Below are 17,074 nucleotides of genomic sequence, written 5' to 3' on the forward strand. Positions count from 1 at the left end.
GAATGAAGTTAAGGAGGGGCTGCGCGATGCGGTGGATCGACAGCAAAGCGCAGCGGAGGACGTACCTCAGTAAGCGAAGTTAAGAATCGTGTGCGCGGGCTGTACCTCGCGGAGCTCGCATTCGAGTACCGCATTGCCCCAACTCGCCAGCGCCTGCCCCATGCAGGCATGCCCGATGCTGAAGTAGGTGATCGTGACGGGCGGCGCATTGAGCTGCCACGCGTAGGCCCAGTCCTGCGTGCCGAGTTGTGCACCCATGGCCTGCTGGCCCACGCGGAACGGCGTGAACTCGGTGACCGTCACGTTGTAGCCAAGCGTGCCCGCGTAGCCGATGTAGTACGGCGCCGATTGCCCGCCGCTGTTGACGAGCCGCGTGACCACCTGGTTCTGCCGGCCCTGCAGCGTCGGCGACGCGCCGGCGCACGGGTCGGGCAAGTTCAGCGCCGCTTCCCACTCAGGCAGCAGATCGACACTCGTCGCCGGAAACGCGTCCACGAGCAGATAGTTGTTCGCCTGCGTGTGCCGCGTCCATGTCGGCGCCAGGCCCTCGACCACCTGCGTCATCACCGACGACGAATCACGCGGCCAAGCCAGCCCACGCGGCATCAACGCCTGCAGCGTATCGACGAAATCCGAGGTTTGATAGTTGGGCGCGGCCATTTACGGGAGCCAGGTAATGGTGCCGAGCACCGGGAGCTGCCCCGTCGTGCCGACGATGTTTGCCGTGGGAGCCGTGATGACGAAGCCGTCGGTTCCCGAGATCGCCGCGATGGCGGAGTTGATGTACGACAGGTCGACTACGCCGTTCTGTCCCGTCGTCGTACCGAGCGGCGAGCCGTACATCGCGAAGATGCCGGAGATCGCCGATGCGATCAGCGCCTTGGTCGCTGCCGAAAAGTTCGACGAGCCCGTGATCGTGAAAGGGACCGCCTGCTGCGTCGGCGCACAGACGTACACAAGCGCCGTTGCCGGCCGCAAGGGATAGATCCAGTTCGCCACCGTCAGCTGATCGCCGGTAGCCTGCGTGCCGCGAGATTCGGCCGTCGCCACACCATTCACGCCCTGCGGAAAACCACCGTTGGCTGCTTCAGCTGCGTCGAACATCGGATAGACGACGACGGTCCCCGCACCGAAGCCCATCGGATTGCACCACGCACGCGTCACGCCGTTGACCTGAAGCGCCCAGCTCACATAGTCCTTTTGTGCCCCGCCTTGCGGTACGTTCTGATACGCGAGCAACATGCGCGAGCGCAGACTGTCATCTGTTTCGACGTCGGCACCACCCGTGAATGCGGTCGATACCGAGCCCGTCGAGTTGATACCAGCGATCGCCGTACCAAGCGTCATCGCGGTGCCCACGGCGCAATTGCCGAACGCGCCCGTCAGTCCGTCGGGATCGGCATTCGCCACGGCGCTAACGGTAACCGTGCCGCCTACAACCGTGGCGGCCGAGGTCGTCGTGTAGCCGACGCCATCACCACGCACGAGCGGCGTACCGCTCGGCAGTGCGATGCCGGTCGTGCCGGAGAACGTCACCTGCCCCGGCGTCGATGCACCAGCCTGCGTCGCCGGCTCGCGAAACACATTCTTCAGCGCGGCCCAGGCTTCGAGAAACTCGTCGCTGGCCGTGAATGGGTTCGACTGCTTCGCGACCCAGTCCGTATAGCCATATTGCAATTGCGCGAGGCCGGCCAGCGCGGAGCCCAGCACATTCAGGCTGGAAAAACGCAGCAGTGGATCGGAGCCCGCGGCGCTGGCCTGCAAATCGGCTGCGACTTGTCCGCGCAGCTGCGTCAATGTCGGTCGTGGATAAGGCATATCAGTTCATCCCCTGCCAGGCCCACGTATAGCGGCCTGTCGTCAATAAGGTGCCGTCCTGCTTGTAGGCAATGATCTGCGCGCCGAGCACGCCGCGGCTGACCCACTGCGTCCGGATGTCGAAACCCGCCACTACGCCGTCGTCGATGAGCCAGCGCAGCGCCTCGGCGATGTAGTCGTAAGCGCGCTGAAGCGTCTCGCGTGTTTGCTTCGCACGACTGAGCAACCAGATGCGCGAACCGATCGGCAAGTCGTCGTCGGCCCACCAGCCGCGCGGATCGTTGGTGCCGTCGGGAATCACATCGTCGGGCTGAGCGATTCGGTCAGTGAACAGACTGATCAGAATCGCGGTCTCGAGATCGTCGCCCGTTGCGAGAACGGGACCGTCCAAGGTCCAATCGCCGCGGCGATGCGCGGCGTCCCATGAAATCGTGATGTCGGCCATGTCCGTGAGTACAAAAAAAGCCCGCATCAAGCGGGCTTGTCATAGATCGGGGGGCCGGCCGCGTCACATCGTCGGACTCGGCGTGCCCGTAGTCGTCGTCCCGTTGCCGGGCTGCACATTCGGCACCGGATGCTCGTGTGCGTCGTAGTCGGCGCGCATGATCTTCATCGTGGCCGAATTGCTGCCGGAGTTGTCCTGGATGTCGCCGCTCGCCGCCACCAGCGGTGCCTGAAAGTTCGCCCCGCCCGGCGCGACGACATTGAACTTGCCGCCGCAGTTCACGGTGAAATCCCCCGAGCAATTGACCGTGACGTTCCTCGCCTGATTGACGACGATGTCCTGCCCCTGCGCCGTCACCACGATGCCGCCCGAGGCCGTCAGATAAATCTGCTTGCCGTCCTGGCTGTAGAGCATCGACTCACCGGCCTTGAGGCCCGTCGGCCGCGACGGCTGATGATTCGTCGCGACGACCGCGCCCACCGACTGGTCGCCGGCCACATGCAGCACCAGGGCGTCGGAGCCGATCGGTGGATTCGAGGTGAATCCGAACTCGGGCACACGCAGTCGGTTGTCGGCCGTCACCAAGCCGCTCATGCGCACCTGCATCTGCTGCACGGGCCCCGAGTCGTCGACGAACGTCACGCGGCCACGTCCGAACAGTCCGCGCACACGCAGGAACAGCCGCTCGATCGCTGTCGAATCCATTAGTTCACCTTCTTATCTTGTCTTCGGGTTGGCGGCTTCTGTGTCGGATCTTGAAGGAATGCCTCGGGCGGCATGATGACGAGCTCGGCGCTCGTGCCATTGTTATCGCGTCGGTACGTCACTTCCGAAATGAGCCATGTCTTGGGCTCGAGCTTCAGACTCGGCAACTCGATCGACACGAGCGTGTTCGGCGTCCACAGCACACCGTTCGCATCGCGCCAGCTGCCGACCGTCACGCTGACCTGCTGCGAGCGCCCCTTGCGGCGCGCCAGCTCCCAGTTCACGCGCTGCTTGGCGACCTGTGCCCCGCCACTCGCGTTCTCCGCGACGATCGCCCGATAGCGAAAACGCGGTACCTCCGGGTCCTTTACCGATGCCTTGACGTTGCCGGCATCGCCAGTCTCCTTCAGCGTGTCGAGGCCGTGATAGACCGCGTCGTAATCGGAAAAACGCGTGTCCATCGTCCACGTCAGCGACGCGGCTTGCACATTCACCCCTTCCTTTAACGTACCAGAAGCCGTTGGCGTCGTACCTGCCGCCTTTGTGCTGCTGCCGCTGCTACCGGTGCTGTTGCCCTCGCCATCGTTACCGCCGTTGCTGCCGCTCGCGAGCACGAGGTTGCCGTTCACGTCGTCGAACAACAGCAGACCTCGATAGCGGCAGACTCGCTCGAGCACGTCGTAGATCGACTCGCCAGGCGAGATGTTCGTCTGCGCGATCGGCTCACCGACGTTCGTGCCGTTGAGCACACTCACTTCCACGCCATATGCCTTGCATAAGAGCTTGGCAATATCGGGCACAGTGAGCTTGGGAAGTTGATGGTTCGTCCAATGCGCCGAGCAGTCGACGATGTCTTGGCACTTGCTGCGCCCCGAAACCGAGATCGTGTGATCGCGTCCGCTATAGGCCGGCTGATAGCGGTCGATGTAGCCGGTCAGCACGAGGTCGTTGCCGAGAAACACCTGGCAAGCGTCACCGGGCTGCACGAGCAGATCGGCTGCGCCCGGGTATAGCTCGGTGAACGAAATGTCGAAACTCGACGGGCAACGCTCGATCCCCCGTTGCACGCGCACGCTCGTCCATCCGCTGATGTTGCGCGAGTTCGTCACGCCGCTATTGCCGGGCGTGCTGGTCCCCACCGTCAAGCGTAGTTCGTCGGTCATGCACTGCTACTCCATGATGAAGACGACGCGCTGACGCGCCGCCCTAACTGGCCAGCGCGTCGAACGTCGTCGGGCAAAATGCCGGGTGAATCGGCTCGATCTGCTGCACGAGACCGGGCTCGCGTGACGGATCGCGATAGATACGCGTCGCCAGCACGAGCGACGGCAGCGAGGCCTGAAAGCTGAACGTCGCGACAGCCGCCAGGTCGGCACCGCGCGAGCCGAGATCGGCCACGACCGCTTGCCGCAGCCCGCGCAGCGCCTGATACGTGTTGTCGTCGCCCGTGTCGCCCGCCGTCGCGATCTCCGTATCGATGAGCGCAAGCGCCGACGACAGCACGGCGGTCGCATCGTCGCGCGAGGACGGCTGGTACGTCGTCAGGGTCACGGCGAGCTGGGCGAGCGCAACGCGGCGAAACAGCGCGGCCGACGCCACTTGCATGTCGGCCATTGCCTCGCCGATCGGGCCCGGCGTCGTGACCGGCGTCGGCGTGTACTGCGCCAGGTTGCTGACCATGCGCACGGCATCGGCCGGATCGTTCGCGGCAGCGGCTACGGCCGACACGAGCGTCTGTGCGGCCGAGCCGAACGTCTCGGCATCGCTCGGGTTGGCCGCAGCCGCCCGCAAGATTGCGCCCGCCGAAATCACGGTATTGCGCGTGGCCGTGGCAGCCCCGAGCAAGTCCGTGACCGTCTTATCGATCTGCGCCGGAAAGTTCGAACCGGCGAAGCCGTTGTTGCCGCCGCCGAAAAGCCGCCCGAAATCGCCTACCAGCGTCGACACCGAGCCGATCACGCGCTTGACGTCATTGACGACCTTCATGGCCCTGTCGTACCAGGCGCGCGCCGTCTGGAGGTTTTTCTGGATGACCTCCGCGCCATACTTGATCTTGTCCTCCGTCTTGCGGACGAAGTCCTGGACGGCGGCCACCCAGGCCCACTTCGCGTGTTCGTGAACGTCATCTTGCTTGGCCGGCGCTGGCTTCGGATACTGCTCTTTACCCGACACGGTCAACGACAGACGGAACGAGAACACGCCGCCCAGGTCGGCGCGCTCTTCGATGTCGATGCTCAGGCATACGACGTTCTCGATCGTGCCGAGCGTCGGGTGCACCAGCTTGGCCGGCCCACCCTTTTCGCACGCGTCCAACAACGCGTTGCGCTGCGCGTTGGCTTGGCCGCCCCCGGTGACCGCATCGTCTTCGACGAGAAAACCCTGTACTTCGAACTGCCGGGCCTTCTTGCCGAGGTCTTCGACCCAGACATCGTCGCGGAACGGGTAGTCGTGCACCGCCGTCTTGCGTCCCGCTGTCGTGCGGACCGATTCGACAGCGAACGGCACGCCCGCGAAGCTGGCCTTCTGCAGCAAATCGCGCCAGGTTTTAGGCGAAAGATCTTGGCCGATCGTGCCGTTGGCGATCGCGTTCGTGAGCCTACCGATGCTGCCCACGACGCTCGTCGTCTCGTTCGCGAGTGCGCCGACCTTGCCTGCGGTGGATATTGCGTTGTCGATGATGTTCACGGCAATCCCCTCATATCGCCGCCCATGGCGTAGTTGATTTTGGTCGGGAAATGCGCGCCCGATGGCGAGCGTGCTTCGACGCGGGTGCCCGCGGGGACGTTGTCGAAGGTCACGCGTAGCGCGACTTCGCCTGCAGGCCGTGCGACCGTAGCCGCCGGAGCGTTGCCGATTGGCCAGGCCGGTGCTGTACCTGACAGCGGCGACTGCACAGGCGCCCCCTGAGGCGCGACAGGACCGAGCGGCCGTCGACCAGTCAACAACAGTCCCGACGGGCCAATGCCGAGCAAGCTCTCATTGAATGCCGCCTCGGCGCCCCCAGTACCTTGCCGCTTCGCGTTGAGCATGTCGCGGTAAGGCTTTGTCGTGCCGAACATCGTTTGGTCCGCGGCATAGCCGGCGTTTGAGTCGGGCGCGAGTTGTCCGGCTTGCGGCTTGCTTGCCGGCGCTTTCCCGTCTTGCGCCTGACTTGCCTTGAGCATCTGCGCAATTTCGTCGTTGGACTTACCGGATGCCTTGGCCAACAGCGCCTGCACAAAATCGCCCAACGGAAGATGAGCCGACGCAGCGAGCCATTGCCCCCCGCGCACGTCGTCGGCTCCCTTCGCGACGTTGGTGTCAGGCAGCCCTGCCCATTTCGCGACTTTCAACGCTCCCCAAGATAGCCCCGCGACAAGTGCTACCGGTGCTAACAACGGCGCCATGGCCGCGATGACCTCCGGCAGCACGGTGGCCGCCAGCGAAGTCAGCATGCCGATCAGCGATGACGCGCCAGCGATCAGGCCGGAAAACGAAATCGCCGGCAGCACAGCGGTCACCAGCGACGTCAAAGCGCCGATCAGCTTCAGCGCACTGGCGATCGGGCCAGCGAACGAAATCGCAGCAATCGCAATAGCGACGCCCTTTGCCCCACCTAAAGCGTTGTACACGCTGCTGGCCATCCCCCCGATCTTGTCCCAGTCGAGGTTCGACATCCAGTTGACGAACTTCTGGACGGCCGTCGCGATCTGGTCTGCGATCTGGGCACGGTTCGCATCGAACCACTGCGCGAGCTTCTTGACGACCGGATCGAGCACCGGCATCAGCGCAAAGCCAATGCGATTGCCGAGATCCTCGACCGACTCGGTGAGCTTGTCGACGTCGTCATTGAAGTCCTTCGCTCGCGCGACCTCCTCCGAAGTCGGCACCAGCCCGCGTCGATACGCCTCCGCCTTGTCTTCGTTCCACGTTCCCTGCTGCATCATCGGCAGCCAATCTGCCGTGCCGGTCTTCTCTGCAGCGTCGCGCTGGTCCACGACGTTCGGCATCCGATGTATCGAAGTCATCAAACGCTGCTGCGTCGTCAGATAGTCGATCGAGCCGTCGCGATTGTGCGCGGTGCGAACATGAAGCTTGCGCATCATGGCGGCGGTCTCCGGTGCTTCGCCGTGCGCCGCTGCGCGAATCGCATCCTGCGACTTCGACATGCCGTCGTCGAACTCCTTCGTCGTCATGCCGGCCGCCTTCGCCGCCGCATGCCACGCTGCCAGCGACTGCGTGTTCATGCCGATCTTGCGTGACGCCAAGTCGAGATCGGCGCTGAATTTACCGAAGTCTTGCGCGAGCTTCGAGAGCCCGGATAGCGAAGTAAAGTCCTTGAGCCCCTCCAGGCCCGGAATCACGCCGACAATCTGCTCGCCCGCCTTCTTCGCGGCTTCGCCTATGCTCTTGAAGCCTTCCTTCAGCTTGTCGAGCCGGCTCGGCGCCTTCTCGCCAAGTTCGGTGACGCTGCCCGAAGCCTTCTCGACCGACCCGGTAATGTCCTCCACCACGCCGGTCACGCTTTCGGCAGCGGCCACCACCCCATCGACGACCGCGTCTAATTCGCCCATGCCGCCACCCCACCATCCATCGTTCGTTTAATAGCGGCGGCATACCGCGCGTACTCCCTGACCTCGCTCCATGTCAGTCGCTTGGTCTCGCTCGGTTGCCACCCCCAGAAGTATTCCGTCGCCTTGACGACGTGCTCCCAGGTTACTGGGAGCCCCCCGCGTTTCCCTCCGGATCGTCCTCGTCCGGCGGCGTGATGAACGCCACGAGGTACTGCTGCGCCTTATAGAAGTCACGCACGCCGACGCGCTCCATCACCGGCAGCGGCACATCCGCCACCGCCGAGATCAGAAACTTCATCGCGTCGACAGCGTTTTCCTTCTGCGTCTTCTTGATGAACTGACTCAGCTGCGAAACGTTCGGCTCGCGCAACACGAGTTCCGTATAGGTCGTCGAGTCGTCGCCACCGCTCATGGTGATCGGCTGGCCCAGTTCGACAACGAGTTCGTCAGGAATGTCTCGCTTGCTCATGCGCCCACCGACACGGTTTGTTCGGACACTTGCGGGCCTTCGAACTTGACTTCGAACTTGGCGTTCTCGGTGTCGACTTCCTTCACTTCAGTGGTGGCCATGTTGCGGCCCGTCACGACCTTGCCGTTCGCGAGCTGCAGCACGACCGTCGCGTTGCGCATCGCGCTGAAGCTGGCGACGCTGAGGCTGGCGGCGTCACGGATCGACAACGTGATCGAGCCCGTGACCGGCGTCTCTTTCCAGCCGTGAAAGCCGTCCTGGCCGATCATGGCCTCGCGCTTGACGGTAGCCGGACTGTATTTAGCACTGCTTTCCAACTGATAGGTCGTACCGTTCACCGATACTTGGGCGATACCGGCAATCAGATTGCTGGACATGCGTAATCTCCGAAATAACGAAAAGGCCGCCCGCAGGCGGCCTCAATGCAATGAATGGCGATCCGGCTTACTGGAGTCGGAACTGAACGAGCGTCGCGAACGTGCGCATCTGGTTGACCGGCGTGCCGGGCCACAGAACGTCGACGCGATTCGGGTTCGTCTGGTTCTTGTTCACGACGAGCGCCTGCGCGAAGGCCGCGCTGTTCTGCACATAACCGGCCGCCTCGCGCTCCTGATACAGCGCAATGATGTCGGCCTGAATCATGGCCGGCGTGACGAGACCCGAATTCGCGGCGGGACGCGTGCCGTTGTTCGCGAGCTTGCAGCGCGCGTACTTCGACGACAGCATCGCCTGCAGCGTACGAATCTCGAGCATCAGCTGGAACATCGTCTCGACTTCGAGGTAGCTGTTGTCGGGCACGCCCTGAGCATTCAACTGATACGTCGTGACGACGTTCTCGGTCAGCACGGTACCGTCCTGCTGCACGAGGAACGTCGAAATGCCGTCGTACAGCAGCGTCTCGCGCTGGTTGGCCAGGAACTGCGACTGAATGGGCGGCGCCAGCACGCCGCGAAGCGGCAGATATTGGAGCGGCACGCCAGGATCGGCACGCACGCTGACCGCTGCCTGTGCACCGAGCGCCGCTGCCCAGAGCCAGCTCGGCGTCGGGCTGCCGGAGAAGCCCATGACCGTCTGATGCTGGTTGTTCTGCGCGAGGCCCAACGTCGTCTGCGCCGCGAACGTACCCGCATAGGCCATGAACACGTGGCCGTACAGCTGCGACGACCAGCTCCACCGGCCCGTCTGGTCGTTGAGGAACTGTTGCAGCGAGGTGAGCGACGCGGCATCGGTGTACGGCGACACGATGAAGTCGAACGTCATGTTGCCCAGATTACCGAGCGCCGTCGCCAGCGACGGATTCGTCGCCCCACCCGACATGGCCGTGATCGTGTAGGTCAGGCCCGCCGGCGTCGATTCGCCGGCCTTCGTGCCGTAGTAGTTGAAGCGGATGTCGATTTCGTTGCCGCACAGGCCCTTGTGCAAGGCCGTCAGCGTGACGGTGTTCGTCGCACCCGTGGCCACCGCAGCGGTTACCGGCATCGTCGGCACGAGCGCAATCGCCGCAGCAACGGCCGTCGCAATCGCAGCCGTCGTTTCGCCGGCCGTGACCGGCACCGTCACGAGCTGGCCCGCGATGTACAGCGACAGCGTGCCGTTGGCCGTCGGCGCTTGCGTGAACGCGATCGAACCGGCTGCCGCCGTTGCACCCGTGGCATCGGCGAGCGGCAGATACCAGACTTCGCCGAAGCTGTCGTTCAGGCGATAAGCCGCCGTCATCGTCGCCAGCATCGAACCCGCGCCGCCTTGCAGCGTCGCATCGCCGACACCGCCCGAGATCAGCGGAACGTTGGGCGTCGCCACGCCTGCGGCCGTGATCTGGCCGATGATCAGCGCGCGCTGATTAGCTTGCGCCGTGTTGGCCTGCGAGTTGTCGAGCTCGAAGAACGAGCCCGGCAGACGCAGGCCGGCCGGCGTGACTTTGAACGGAATCGTACTCATGCGTGATCACCTTCCTTGGCGGGAGCGGCTTCGGTCGTCACGAGAACGACGTCGCCGTCATTGAGAAGCTTGGTCCAGAAAATGTCGCCATCGGGAACGTCGATGCCGTCCACGGACAACAATTGCTTGTCGGCCGGGTTCCTGACGCTCAGGCCCGGCGCAGGTTTGATGCGCATGCTTCACTCCTAAGAAGTGGAGGTTGGAAAACTGATCGAGAAACCGGGTGCGACGGTTCCTGCGGGTTGCTGCACTCCGGCATTGAACCCAGCGAGTGGGGTGCTCGGAATCGGGTAGAAATCGGCCGGACTTTGCGTAAACTCGATCGCGAAATTCATCGTCAACTGAGCCGTCGGCAACGAGCCAGCCGAGCTCGTGGTGAACTGGGAATCCACCGACAGAAACTGCTGAACGCGCTGCCCGCCGTTCGGATCGGCCCACACGGCGGGGTTGTTGATCAGCGCCGTTTCGATCTGCGCCTTGATTTTTTCGGCGGCGGCGAGCGCCACGCCGAGGCCCGCATTGCCCGTCTGCGTGGGCGATTGCGTGCAGGCGATGATCTGCACCATCGTCGTCACGGTGAACAACGGCGCATAGCGGCCCTGCGAGACCTTGCGCTCGCTCGGCGCACTGACCAGCACGACCGGATAGCTGCTCGGCGTACTCGGCCAGTCGAACGGCGAATAGACAGCCGAGCCGGCGTCGGTGGCGCCCGTCAACGCGGCGACGACCGCCTGGCGAATATCGGCGGATGTCGTCATGTCTGGCTCTTTTCAATAGGAGTACGAACGGTATGGCTCATGACGCATATCCCCTCATAGATGTCGATCGGCAGAAGCGTCCATATCGTGACGCCGCACGATTGGCTGCCCCATAACGCAAAAGCCCGCCGTCTTTCGACTGGCGGGCTTTGGTTGGGCGCAACGGCTCGGAAATCAATGTAACCGCGTCGCCCCGATTTCACAACGTATCGATTCTCGATCGCGCCGCGCATGCTCTCATCCTTCAAGCGTTAGAAGCATGCGTTGGCATGTAAACGGAAAAGGCCCACCGTCTTGCGAGCGGTGGGCCATTCGTTTTGCAGATGCAGTGATCCGAGTCGTTACTGTAGCGCAGTGGCTCGCGTCACAGCAAGGTATCCATCCTTACCTCACCACACCGAACGACTGCTCTCATATATAGCGCAAAGCCCGCTGTCTTTCGACAAGCGGGCTTCTTGTAACGCAGCGGCATGAGCAACACTTTAATGAATGATGGCATCGTCAAGCAAGGTACCCATCTCGGCGACGCCCTCCTCTTCGCACATGCGGCAAATGCGGCTCATTCGGCTCACGCCGCGCACACCTGCTCCTGCAGTCGCAACAGGCCGCGGGCAGCGAACATCGGCAGCAGGCGCGCCTTGGCCGCCTGATAAACGGCATGCTGCTCGCCGGCACGCGCGCTGCGCCAGACCGAGCTCCCGCATTCCTTGTTGCGCATACTCACCGAGATGGCCGCACGCGCCTCGATCGGCAACGCATCGACGCACATCTGCACCTGCTCCGATTGACGATCGTCGAGCGTCGCGTAGGCATCTTCCTCGTCGTCTTCGCCGTAGGGCGTTTCATAGCCGCGGCAGGAGCCGTCCTCGGTGTGATAGTAGTGTGCAAGGATCTCCGCCTGCGACTGACGGATTTGCCACCGATACCACATCGACAGCAATGCCTCGATCTGTTCGCTTTGTTCACGCGTCATAGCCGGTCCCTCTCTTAGTGTTCGTATCGATGTGTCGCGTCAAGCTGCCGCTTCGAGCAGCCACGCCTCGTCTTCGCACTCACGCTCGTATTCGCGTTCGCTGCAACCCAGGCGCACCATGTCGAACAAGATCCGTTCCAGTTCGCCGCGCTTGATGGCCGCGGGTGCCCATGTCTTCGCCTTCGCTTCGGGCCGAGCGCGCGGCATGCATTCGACCGAGGGCGGAAACGACTTGCCCGTCAGCGTGAACGTCGACGAATAGTCGCCCTCGCGCTTCACATAGCCGTTGCGCTCGAGCTGCGCGAGCGTCTTCTTGACCGTGACGTAGATGCTGCCGAGCCCCTCCGACACCTGCCGGCGCGTCGCGCCGGGGTGCGCCAGCAAGAACTCGCAGATGCGCCGCGAGCCGAACTGCATGCGATGGTCGACGACGCTCATTGGGCCTCCTTGAGCGGCAGCCCCAGCAGCTGCTGACGGCTCTGCGTCGCGAGATCCTTGCGCGCCGAACGCACGACGAGATGGCCCATATCGAGCAGTTCGCGCACGCGGCCGCACACGCTCGAGAGTTTCAGATGCGTGAGCGACGCGACGTCTTCGCGTGTATACAGCTGGTCGCGGTCGGTAAAGCAGTTCATCACGAGCTGCTGGGTGTAGCACAGCTTCGTGGGCGTCATCGCGTCATGCGCTTCGTATTGCGTCTTCGTCATACGGCGCGAAACGCCGCGGCTGGTGATTTGTTGTTGCACAATGACCTCTCTCTCAAAGGCCGACACCGCACGAATAAGCGCTCAAATCGCGGGGTCGAGTAGGTTCCCGGTCGTCGACTCCATATCGAGACCGTCCTTCATGTTTTTTGATTCGGTGTACTAATTTCATGCCGGGCACATCGAGCAATCAAGCCGACTTGAACGGCGCCTGAATCAGCGTCAGAGCATCGAACGATCCCGCCGCTTCGCGTCGGGTGGCCCGATCGCCGCCTTGACCTCCCACCTCCCCCGCAGGCTGTAGCTGCGGGGGACTCCACGGCGGGCGTTAGAGCGGGTAAGAAGTGCGTCCATGGGTGTATTTAAGCACGCTTACTTTGAACAGTCAAGCATACTTAATTCAAAACAAGTTAAGCTCGCTTAAATGAAGATGTTCGTGGACAGATTGATGGCTGCGGTGGCCGCGTACGAAAGCGCGACCGGGCGCAAGCTACTGAAGAAGGAACTCGCGGAGGCGGCCGGCGTGTCGTCGGCCGCTGTCAGCCTTTGGTACAAGGGCACGACGCAAAGCCTGAAGGCCGATCCGGTCCTGCGTCTGGCCAATTTCCTCGGGGTGCGCGCCGAATGGCTCAGCGAGGGCCGCGGCCCGATGAAGGACGACGAGCTCGCGGACTTCTTCGGCGAACCCACGCCCTACCAAAAGAAATACGAGCGGGCATCGAAAGCGGTCCAGGCCGCCGCCGATGCACTGTTGGACCTGCCTGCAGAAAAACAACGTGAAGCAGTCAACTACATCGAATACCTGGCAAACAAGCGCTGAGCCCCATTTAACCCCTCTGTTTCCGCCCGGCTTTCATCGTCTCGACCAGTCCGCTCTGTTCAACCGCACGGTGGCGGCATTTCCGCTGTCGAGCCGGAGGCAGATGATCTGGGACGGCTTCCTGCGCTTTTCCGACGATCTGGCGCGCTGGCCCGTTACAGGGGAAATCTGGCTTGACGGATCGTTCACGACGAATAAAGTCGACCCTGACGATGCCGACCTCGTCATCCTGTTCGATCGGGAGCCGCTGCTGCAAATGACGCCGCAGGGGCGCGGCGAGCTCAAGAGCTGGCTGAGCAGCAAGCCGTTCCTGAAAGCGAATTATCATTGCGACGTTTATTACATTGCTTCGGAGAACGTAGATCGGTGCGACTACTGGTCTCGTTGGTACGGGCATTGCGAAGATCGAAGGACCCCGAAGGGCATCCCGATCATGAGGATCCATCATGGCTAACGCGCAGGATCTCGAGCGACAACTCGCTGCCGCGCGCGAGCAACTCGAAAACGAACGACAGCGCAGCACCCAAGACGAGCTCGGCGATTTCTTCGTGAGCCCGCTGGCCGCGCACGTCAACGAACTGGAGCGCGCGCTCGCGCGGGCGCGCGCAACCGAACGCGTCGAAGTGTTCCAATGGCGACTGTTCGGCGAGAAGGTCAATCGCGGCAGCATTCCGTTGAAGCTGCTCGCACGGCTGGCCGGCCCGCTCAACGACTGGATCGCCGCTGCCGCCCATCGCAGCCGCTATGGTGCCGACAAGAAGCGCGGCATCGCGCAGGACGTCGCCGACGAGATCGACTTCCGGCTCCAGGGCCTCGCGCCGGGCTCGACGCGCCTTTATTTCACGGGCAACACGCACCCCGATCTGGCGGGCGAATCACTGCTGGCCGATACGCTCATCAAGCAGTTCAAGCTGCTCAACGCGAAGACCCCGGACGAGTTCTACGAGCAGTTGCACGACGTCGGCCTGAAATCGGCCAAGAAGCTCGGCGAACTACTCGATATCCTCGAGGACGAGGGGCTGGCCGTCGAGTTCACGTGGGATGTGCCCGACCGCGATTGGATCTGGCAAGGCCGCGTCGACGAGATCGTGCGCGTGCGCAGCTTGCTGACGGGCGCCGACGACATGCAGTGGTCGCATATTCGCGTGGAAGGCTCCGTGGCGCTGCTCAGCGAGGATGGCCGGCTCGATATCCATGCCGACAGCCTCGGCCGGAAGATCAAGATCAAGTTCACGCCGGCGCAATACCATTTGATCCAGTCGCTACGCATGGCCGATCGTGTCTCGCTCGATGTCGAGGCCGCACGCTATTTCAGTCCCGCCGGGGACGGCATGATCGAAAAGTACTCGCTGATCGGCGTGGCAGGGGGCGATTCGCCCCAGCCGTCGCTGGACCTCGACGACAACGACGAAGATTCGTAGTCTCCATCCCTGCTCATCGATATCAGGCCCGCCTCGCGCGGGCCTTTCTTATGGGCGGGTCCGGGAATCCGGTCAGGTGGCGCGCACCGATTCTCCCCAAACGTCGTCGACATGCTGCTTCAATGCTTCGACGAACACGCGAATCTTCCTGGGCCGGTGGCGTGACGCCGGAAACAACGCGTGAATGCCGCCACTCGGCAGCGAATATTCGGGCAGCACGCGCACGAGCCGTCCCGCCGCAACATCGGCCGCGACGATGAAGTCAGGCAACACCGCCAGCCCCCCACCCGCGAGCGCGGCCATCCACAGCGCGTAGGCGCTGTTGGCCGACATCGACGACTCGAAACGCACGGTCTGCTTGCCGCCATCGCGATGCTCGAACGTCCACGTCAGGGGCTGCTGCAATGCCGACAGTGACATGAACGGATAATCGACCAGCGCATCGAGCGTCTTCGGTGCGCCACGCCCGCCGAACACACCAGGATGCGCGACGAGCCAGTCCGCAAAGCCGCCGATGCGCACCGCCTGATAACTCGAATCGGCCAGCCGCCTGCCGATGCGAACCGCCACGTCGATGCCTTCGTTCACGAGATCGGACAGATGATCGCCGACGAGCAGATCGATCTTGAGCGCCGGGTAGCGCTTACGCAACGCGACGGCCACCGGGGCGACGACGGTCGCCCCGTACACGACCGAAGCCGTCACCCGCAACGTGCCGCGCGGCTCGACGGTGTCCTGGCCCGCCGCCTCGATCGCCTCTTCGGCATCGCGCACGATGCGCCGGCTCGCCTCGTAGAATGCCTCGCCCGCATCGGTCAGGCTCAGACGCCGCGTCGTGCGCACGAGCAAGCTGGCCCCCACCTCCGCTTCGAGCCGCTGCATATGCGTGCTGACCATCGTCTTCGCTAGCCCGAGCCTGAGCGCAGCGGCCGTCAGCGAGCCCGTTTCGACCACCGTCACGAACACGACGAGACGGTTCAAGTTGACTTCGTGGAGGTTCGACATGTCGATTGTCCAATTTGGATGGACTAACAAACCATCATTATCCATCTTATCGAAACGTTCGGGGGTCGTTAATCTGCGCGTCATCGATCAACGAATTACGCAAAGTCACTATGTCCATCGCTTCCGACCTTCGCATCCGCTATGTTTTCGATCCGCTGTGCGGGTGGTGCTACGCCGCATCGCCGGCGATCGCGGGCCTTGCCGAGCGCTACGGTCTTGCCCTCGACATGCTGCCGTGGGGCCTGTTCGCCGATGACGAACCGATGCGGCTGTCGCCCACCCTCGCTCATCACTTCTGGAGCAACGACGAACGCATCGCGCGCCTGACCGGCTTGCCGTTTTCGCAGGCCTATCGCGACGACGTGCTGGGCGCGCACGGTAGTGCGGTCGACTCGCTGCCGGCGACGCGCGCGCTCACGCTCGTGCGAGAGACTGCTCCGGCCCGCGAGTTCGCCTATTTGCACCAGCTGCAGCGTGCGCGCTATGTCGATGGGCGCGACATTACGCGTGCCGATGTGTTGGCCGACCTGGCTGCCTCGCTCGATATCGACGCGCCCGAATTCGCCACACGCGTGGCCCACGGCCGCACGCTGGACAACACGACGGCGGCACGCATCGGCGAAGCTCGCACGCTGATGACACGCATCGCCAGCAACGGCGTGCCGGCACTCGTCGTGTCGATCGGCCGCAACGAACACGTCGTACATGGCGCCCCGCTGTATCGCGGCGCCGAGATTCTGCTGTCCGCCGTCGACTCACTCGTCTCTAACAACATTTGAACAACGACTCCATAAGGATAACGAATTATGTCTACACCTACGCCCACTGCCGCACCGATCGTGTTGTATCGTCATCCGCTGTCGGGCCACTCGCATCGCGTCGAGCTGTTCCTGTCTCTGCTTGGCCTGCCGGCCACGCTCGTCGACATCGACTTGCGGACCGGCGAGCACAAGCAGCCGCCGTTTCTCGCGCTGAACCCGCTCGGGCAACTACCGGTGCTGCGCGACGGCACGCTGGTCCTGACCGATTCGCAAGCGATCCTCGTCTACCTCGCCACGCGCTACGGAGACGAACGCTGGCTGCCTCGCGACCCCATCGGCGCGGCAGCCGTGCAACGGTTCATGTCGCTCGCCGCCGGTGAGCTCGTACAAGGGCCGATGAGTGCACGGCTCGTCACCGTGTTCGGCCTGCCGCGCGATCACGAAGCGGCCAAAGCCAGCGCGCATCGTCTGCTCGCCATGCTCGACGGACATTTGACGGCGCATACGTTCCTCGCCGCCGAGCATCCGACCATCGCCGATCTCGCGCACTACGCCTACATCGCCCATGCCCCCGAAGGCGGCGTATCGCTCGAGGCCTATCCGCATGTGCGCAGCTGGCTCGCGCGCATCGAAGCGTTGCCGGGCTTCGTGCCGATGCGCGCCACGCGCGTCGCGCTGGCGGCTTAGCCGCTCAACCGACGGGA

General features: G+C 63.4%; 21 protein-coding genes. 5 read left to right on the plus strand and 16 right to left on the minus strand.

Features of this window, described 5'->3' with window-relative positions:
* Positions 1-66: 66 nt before the first annotated feature.
* The 15 genes from D7S89_RS05200 to D7S89_RS05265 all read right to left on the minus strand — a co-directional run bounded on the left by D7S89_RS05200 (position 67) and on the right by D7S89_RS05265 (position 12,366).
* Entirely contained in the window at positions 67-660 is a 594-nt protein-coding gene (locus D7S89_RS05200) for a YmfQ family protein (RefSeq protein WP_121276331.1), read from the minus strand.
* Complete coding sequence (locus D7S89_RS05205; RefSeq protein WP_121276333.1) at positions 661-1,818, minus strand: baseplate J/gp47 family protein; 1,158 nt, start codon at positions 1,816-1,818, stop codon at positions 661-663.
* Position 1,819: 1 nt separating this feature from the next.
* Entirely contained in the window at positions 1,820-2,290 is a 471-nt protein-coding gene (locus D7S89_RS05210; RefSeq protein WP_245982709.1) for a phage GP46 family protein, read from the minus strand.
* 36 nt (positions 2,291-2,326) lie between these two features.
* Positions 2,327-2,968, minus strand: a complete 642-nt coding sequence (locus tag D7S89_RS05215) for a phage baseplate assembly protein V (protein ID WP_121276337.1) — start codon at positions 2,966-2,968, stop codon at positions 2,327-2,329.
* Positions 2,968-4,131, minus strand: a complete 1,164-nt coding sequence (locus D7S89_RS05220) for a phage baseplate assembly protein (protein WP_121276338.1) — start codon at positions 4,129-4,131, stop codon at positions 2,968-2,970. Before D7S89_RS05220 ends, D7S89_RS05215 begins: the two co-directional genes overlap by 1 nt.
* 43 nt (positions 4,132-4,174) lie before the next feature.
* Positions 4,175-5,653, minus strand: coding sequence for a DNA circularization protein (locus tag D7S89_RS05225; RefSeq protein WP_183085102.1), 1,479 nt, complete (start codon positions 5,651-5,653; stop codon positions 4,175-4,177).
* Positions 5,650-7,521, minus strand: coding sequence for a hypothetical protein (locus tag D7S89_RS27365; protein ID WP_183085103.1), 1,872 nt, complete (start codon positions 7,519-7,521; stop codon positions 5,650-5,652). The genes D7S89_RS05225 and D7S89_RS27365 overlap by 4 nt, the downstream gene beginning before the upstream one ends.
* A 142-nt stretch (positions 7,522-7,663) precedes the next feature.
* Entirely contained in the window at positions 7,664-7,990 is a 327-nt protein-coding gene (locus tag D7S89_RS05230) for a phage tail assembly protein (RefSeq protein ID WP_121276342.1), read from the minus strand.
* A complete protein-coding gene (locus D7S89_RS05235) occupies positions 7,987-8,367 on the minus strand; it encodes a phage tail tube protein (RefSeq protein WP_121276344.1) in 381 nt (126 codons plus the stop codon). The genes D7S89_RS05230 and D7S89_RS05235 overlap by 4 nt, the downstream gene beginning before the upstream one ends.
* A 67-nt stretch (positions 8,368-8,434) precedes the next feature.
* Positions 8,435-9,928: a phage tail sheath subtilisin-like domain-containing protein gene (locus D7S89_RS05240; protein WP_121276346.1), complete on the minus strand. Its 1,494-nt coding sequence runs from the start codon at positions 9,926-9,928 to the stop codon at positions 8,435-8,437.
* Positions 9,925-10,104 carry a DUF2635 domain-containing protein gene (locus D7S89_RS05245; RefSeq protein ID WP_121276348.1) on the minus strand — a complete coding sequence of 60 codons (180 nt, stop codon included), beginning with the start codon at positions 10,102-10,104 and terminating at the stop codon, positions 9,925-9,927. Before D7S89_RS05245 ends, D7S89_RS05240 begins: the two co-directional genes overlap by 4 nt.
* 9 nt (positions 10,105-10,113) lie before the next feature.
* Entirely contained in the window at positions 10,114-10,686 is a 573-nt protein-coding gene (locus D7S89_RS05250; RefSeq protein WP_121276350.1) for an ABC transporter permease, read from the minus strand.
* A 568-nt stretch (positions 10,687-11,254) separates the two neighbouring features.
* Positions 11,255-11,659, minus strand: coding sequence for a hypothetical protein (locus D7S89_RS05255; protein WP_121276352.1), 405 nt, complete (start codon positions 11,657-11,659; stop codon positions 11,255-11,257).
* A 39-nt stretch (positions 11,660-11,698) separates the two neighbouring features.
* Positions 11,699-12,097: a helix-turn-helix domain-containing protein gene (locus D7S89_RS05260; protein ID WP_121276354.1), complete on the minus strand. Its 399-nt coding sequence runs from the start codon at positions 12,095-12,097 to the stop codon at positions 11,699-11,701.
* Complete coding sequence (locus D7S89_RS05265) at positions 12,094-12,366, minus strand: hypothetical protein (protein WP_121276356.1); 273 nt, start codon at positions 12,364-12,366, stop codon at positions 12,094-12,096. Before D7S89_RS05265 ends, D7S89_RS05260 begins: the two co-directional genes overlap by 4 nt.
* A 421-nt stretch (positions 12,367-12,787) precedes the next feature.
* Here D7S89_RS05265 and D7S89_RS05270 point away from each other — a divergent pair, with 421 nt between their 5' ends.
* The 3 genes from D7S89_RS05270 to D7S89_RS05280 are packed head-to-tail and all read left to right on the plus strand — an operon-like array spanning position 12,788 to position 14,604.
* Positions 12,788-13,183 carry a helix-turn-helix domain-containing protein gene (locus D7S89_RS05270; RefSeq protein WP_121276358.1) on the plus strand — a complete coding sequence of 132 codons (396 nt, stop codon included), beginning with the start codon at positions 12,788-12,790 and terminating at the stop codon, positions 13,181-13,183.
* Entirely contained in the window at positions 13,140-13,637 is a 498-nt protein-coding gene (locus D7S89_RS05275; RefSeq protein WP_147426595.1) for a DUF6932 family protein, read from the plus strand. Before D7S89_RS05270 ends, D7S89_RS05275 begins: the two co-directional genes overlap by 44 nt.
* A complete protein-coding gene (locus tag D7S89_RS05280) occupies positions 13,630-14,604 on the plus strand; it encodes a hypothetical protein (RefSeq protein ID WP_121276362.1) in 975 nt (324 codons plus the stop codon). The genes D7S89_RS05275 and D7S89_RS05280 overlap by 8 nt, the downstream gene beginning before the upstream one ends.
* A 72-nt stretch (positions 14,605-14,676) precedes the next feature.
* Here the strand turns inward: D7S89_RS05280 and D7S89_RS05285 are convergent, their stop codons facing one another.
* Positions 14,677-15,609: a LysR family transcriptional regulator gene (locus D7S89_RS05285; RefSeq protein WP_121276364.1), complete on the minus strand. Its 933-nt coding sequence runs from the start codon at positions 15,607-15,609 to the stop codon at positions 14,677-14,679.
* A gap of 110 nt (positions 15,610-15,719) precedes the next feature.
* Between D7S89_RS05285 and D7S89_RS05290 the strand changes: the two genes are divergently transcribed.
* Together D7S89_RS05290 and D7S89_RS05295 are read left to right on the plus strand one after the other, a co-directional pair.
* Positions 15,720-16,388, plus strand: coding sequence for a DsbA family protein (locus D7S89_RS05290; protein WP_121276366.1), 669 nt, complete (start codon positions 15,720-15,722; stop codon positions 16,386-16,388).
* A gap of 27 nt (positions 16,389-16,415) precedes the next feature.
* Complete coding sequence (locus tag D7S89_RS05295) at positions 16,416-17,057, plus strand: glutathione S-transferase family protein (protein WP_121276368.1); 642 nt, start codon at positions 16,416-16,418, stop codon at positions 17,055-17,057.
* Positions 17,058-17,074 lie beyond the last annotated feature (17 nt).

The sequence above is a fragment of the Trinickia fusca genome (genome assembly GCF_003628145.1).
GTDB lineage: Bacteria > Pseudomonadota > Gammaproteobacteria > Burkholderiales > Burkholderiaceae > Trinickia > Trinickia fusca.

Excerpts from the sequence above, each read along its gene's own strand:
- D7S89_RS05200 (WP_121276331.1), bottom strand. The coding sequence starts at position 660 with ATGGCCGCGCCCAACTATCAAACCTCGGATTTCGTCGATACGCTGCAG.
- D7S89_RS05205 (WP_121276333.1), bottom strand. The coding sequence starts at position 1,818 with ATGCCTTATCCACGACCGACATTGACGCAGCTGCGCGGACAAGTCGCA.
- D7S89_RS05210 (WP_245982709.1), bottom strand. The coding sequence starts at position 2,290 with ATGCGGGCTTTTTTTGTACTCACGGACATGGCCGACATCACGATTTCA.
- D7S89_RS05215 (WP_121276337.1), bottom strand. The coding sequence starts at position 2,968 with ATGGATTCGACAGCGATCGAGCGGCTGTTCCTGCGTGTGCGCGGACTG.
- D7S89_RS05220 (WP_121276338.1), bottom strand. The coding sequence starts at position 4,131 with ATGACCGACGAACTACGCTTGACGGTGGGGACCAGCACGCCCGGCAAT.
- D7S89_RS27365 (WP_183085103.1), bottom strand. The coding sequence starts at position 7,521 with ATGGGCGAATTAGACGCGGTCGTCGATGGGGTGGTGGCCGCTGCCGAA.
- D7S89_RS05230 (WP_121276342.1), bottom strand. The coding sequence starts at position 7,990 with ATGAGCAAGCGAGACATTCCTGACGAACTCGTTGTCGAACTGGGCCAG.
- D7S89_RS05235 (WP_121276344.1), bottom strand. The coding sequence starts at position 8,367 with ATGTCCAGCAATCTGATTGCCGGTATCGCCCAAGTATCGGTGAACGGT.
- D7S89_RS05240 (WP_121276346.1), bottom strand. The coding sequence starts at position 9,928 with ATGAGTACGATTCCGTTCAAAGTCACGCCGGCCGGCCTGCGTCTGCCG.
- D7S89_RS05245 (WP_121276348.1), bottom strand. The coding sequence starts at position 10,104 with ATGCGCATCAAACCTGCGCCGGGCCTGAGCGTCAGGAACCCGGCCGAC.
- D7S89_RS05250 (WP_121276350.1), bottom strand. The coding sequence starts at position 10,686 with ATGACGACATCCGCCGATATTCGCCAGGCGGTCGTCGCCGCGTTGACG.
- D7S89_RS05255 (WP_121276352.1), bottom strand. The coding sequence starts at position 11,659 with ATGACGCGTGAACAAAGCGAACAGATCGAGGCATTGCTGTCGATGTGG.
- D7S89_RS05260 (WP_121276354.1), bottom strand. The coding sequence starts at position 12,097 with ATGAGCGTCGTCGACCATCGCATGCAGTTCGGCTCGCGGCGCATCTGC.
- D7S89_RS05265 (WP_121276356.1), bottom strand. The coding sequence starts at position 12,366 with ATGACGAAGACGCAATACGAAGCGCATGACGCGATGACGCCCACGAAG.
- D7S89_RS05270 (WP_121276358.1), top strand. The coding sequence starts at position 12,788 with ATGAAGATGTTCGTGGACAGATTGATGGCTGCGGTGGCCGCGTACGAA.
- D7S89_RS05280 (WP_121276362.1), top strand. The coding sequence starts at position 13,630 with ATGGCTAACGCGCAGGATCTCGAGCGACAACTCGCTGCCGCGCGCGAG.
- D7S89_RS05285 (WP_121276364.1), bottom strand. The coding sequence starts at position 15,609 with ATGTCGAACCTCCACGAAGTCAACTTGAACCGTCTCGTCGTGTTCGTG.
- D7S89_RS05290 (WP_121276366.1), top strand. The coding sequence starts at position 15,720 with ATGTCCATCGCTTCCGACCTTCGCATCCGCTATGTTTTCGATCCGCTG.
- D7S89_RS05295 (WP_121276368.1), top strand. The coding sequence starts at position 16,416 with ATGTCTACACCTACGCCCACTGCCGCACCGATCGTGTTGTATCGTCAT.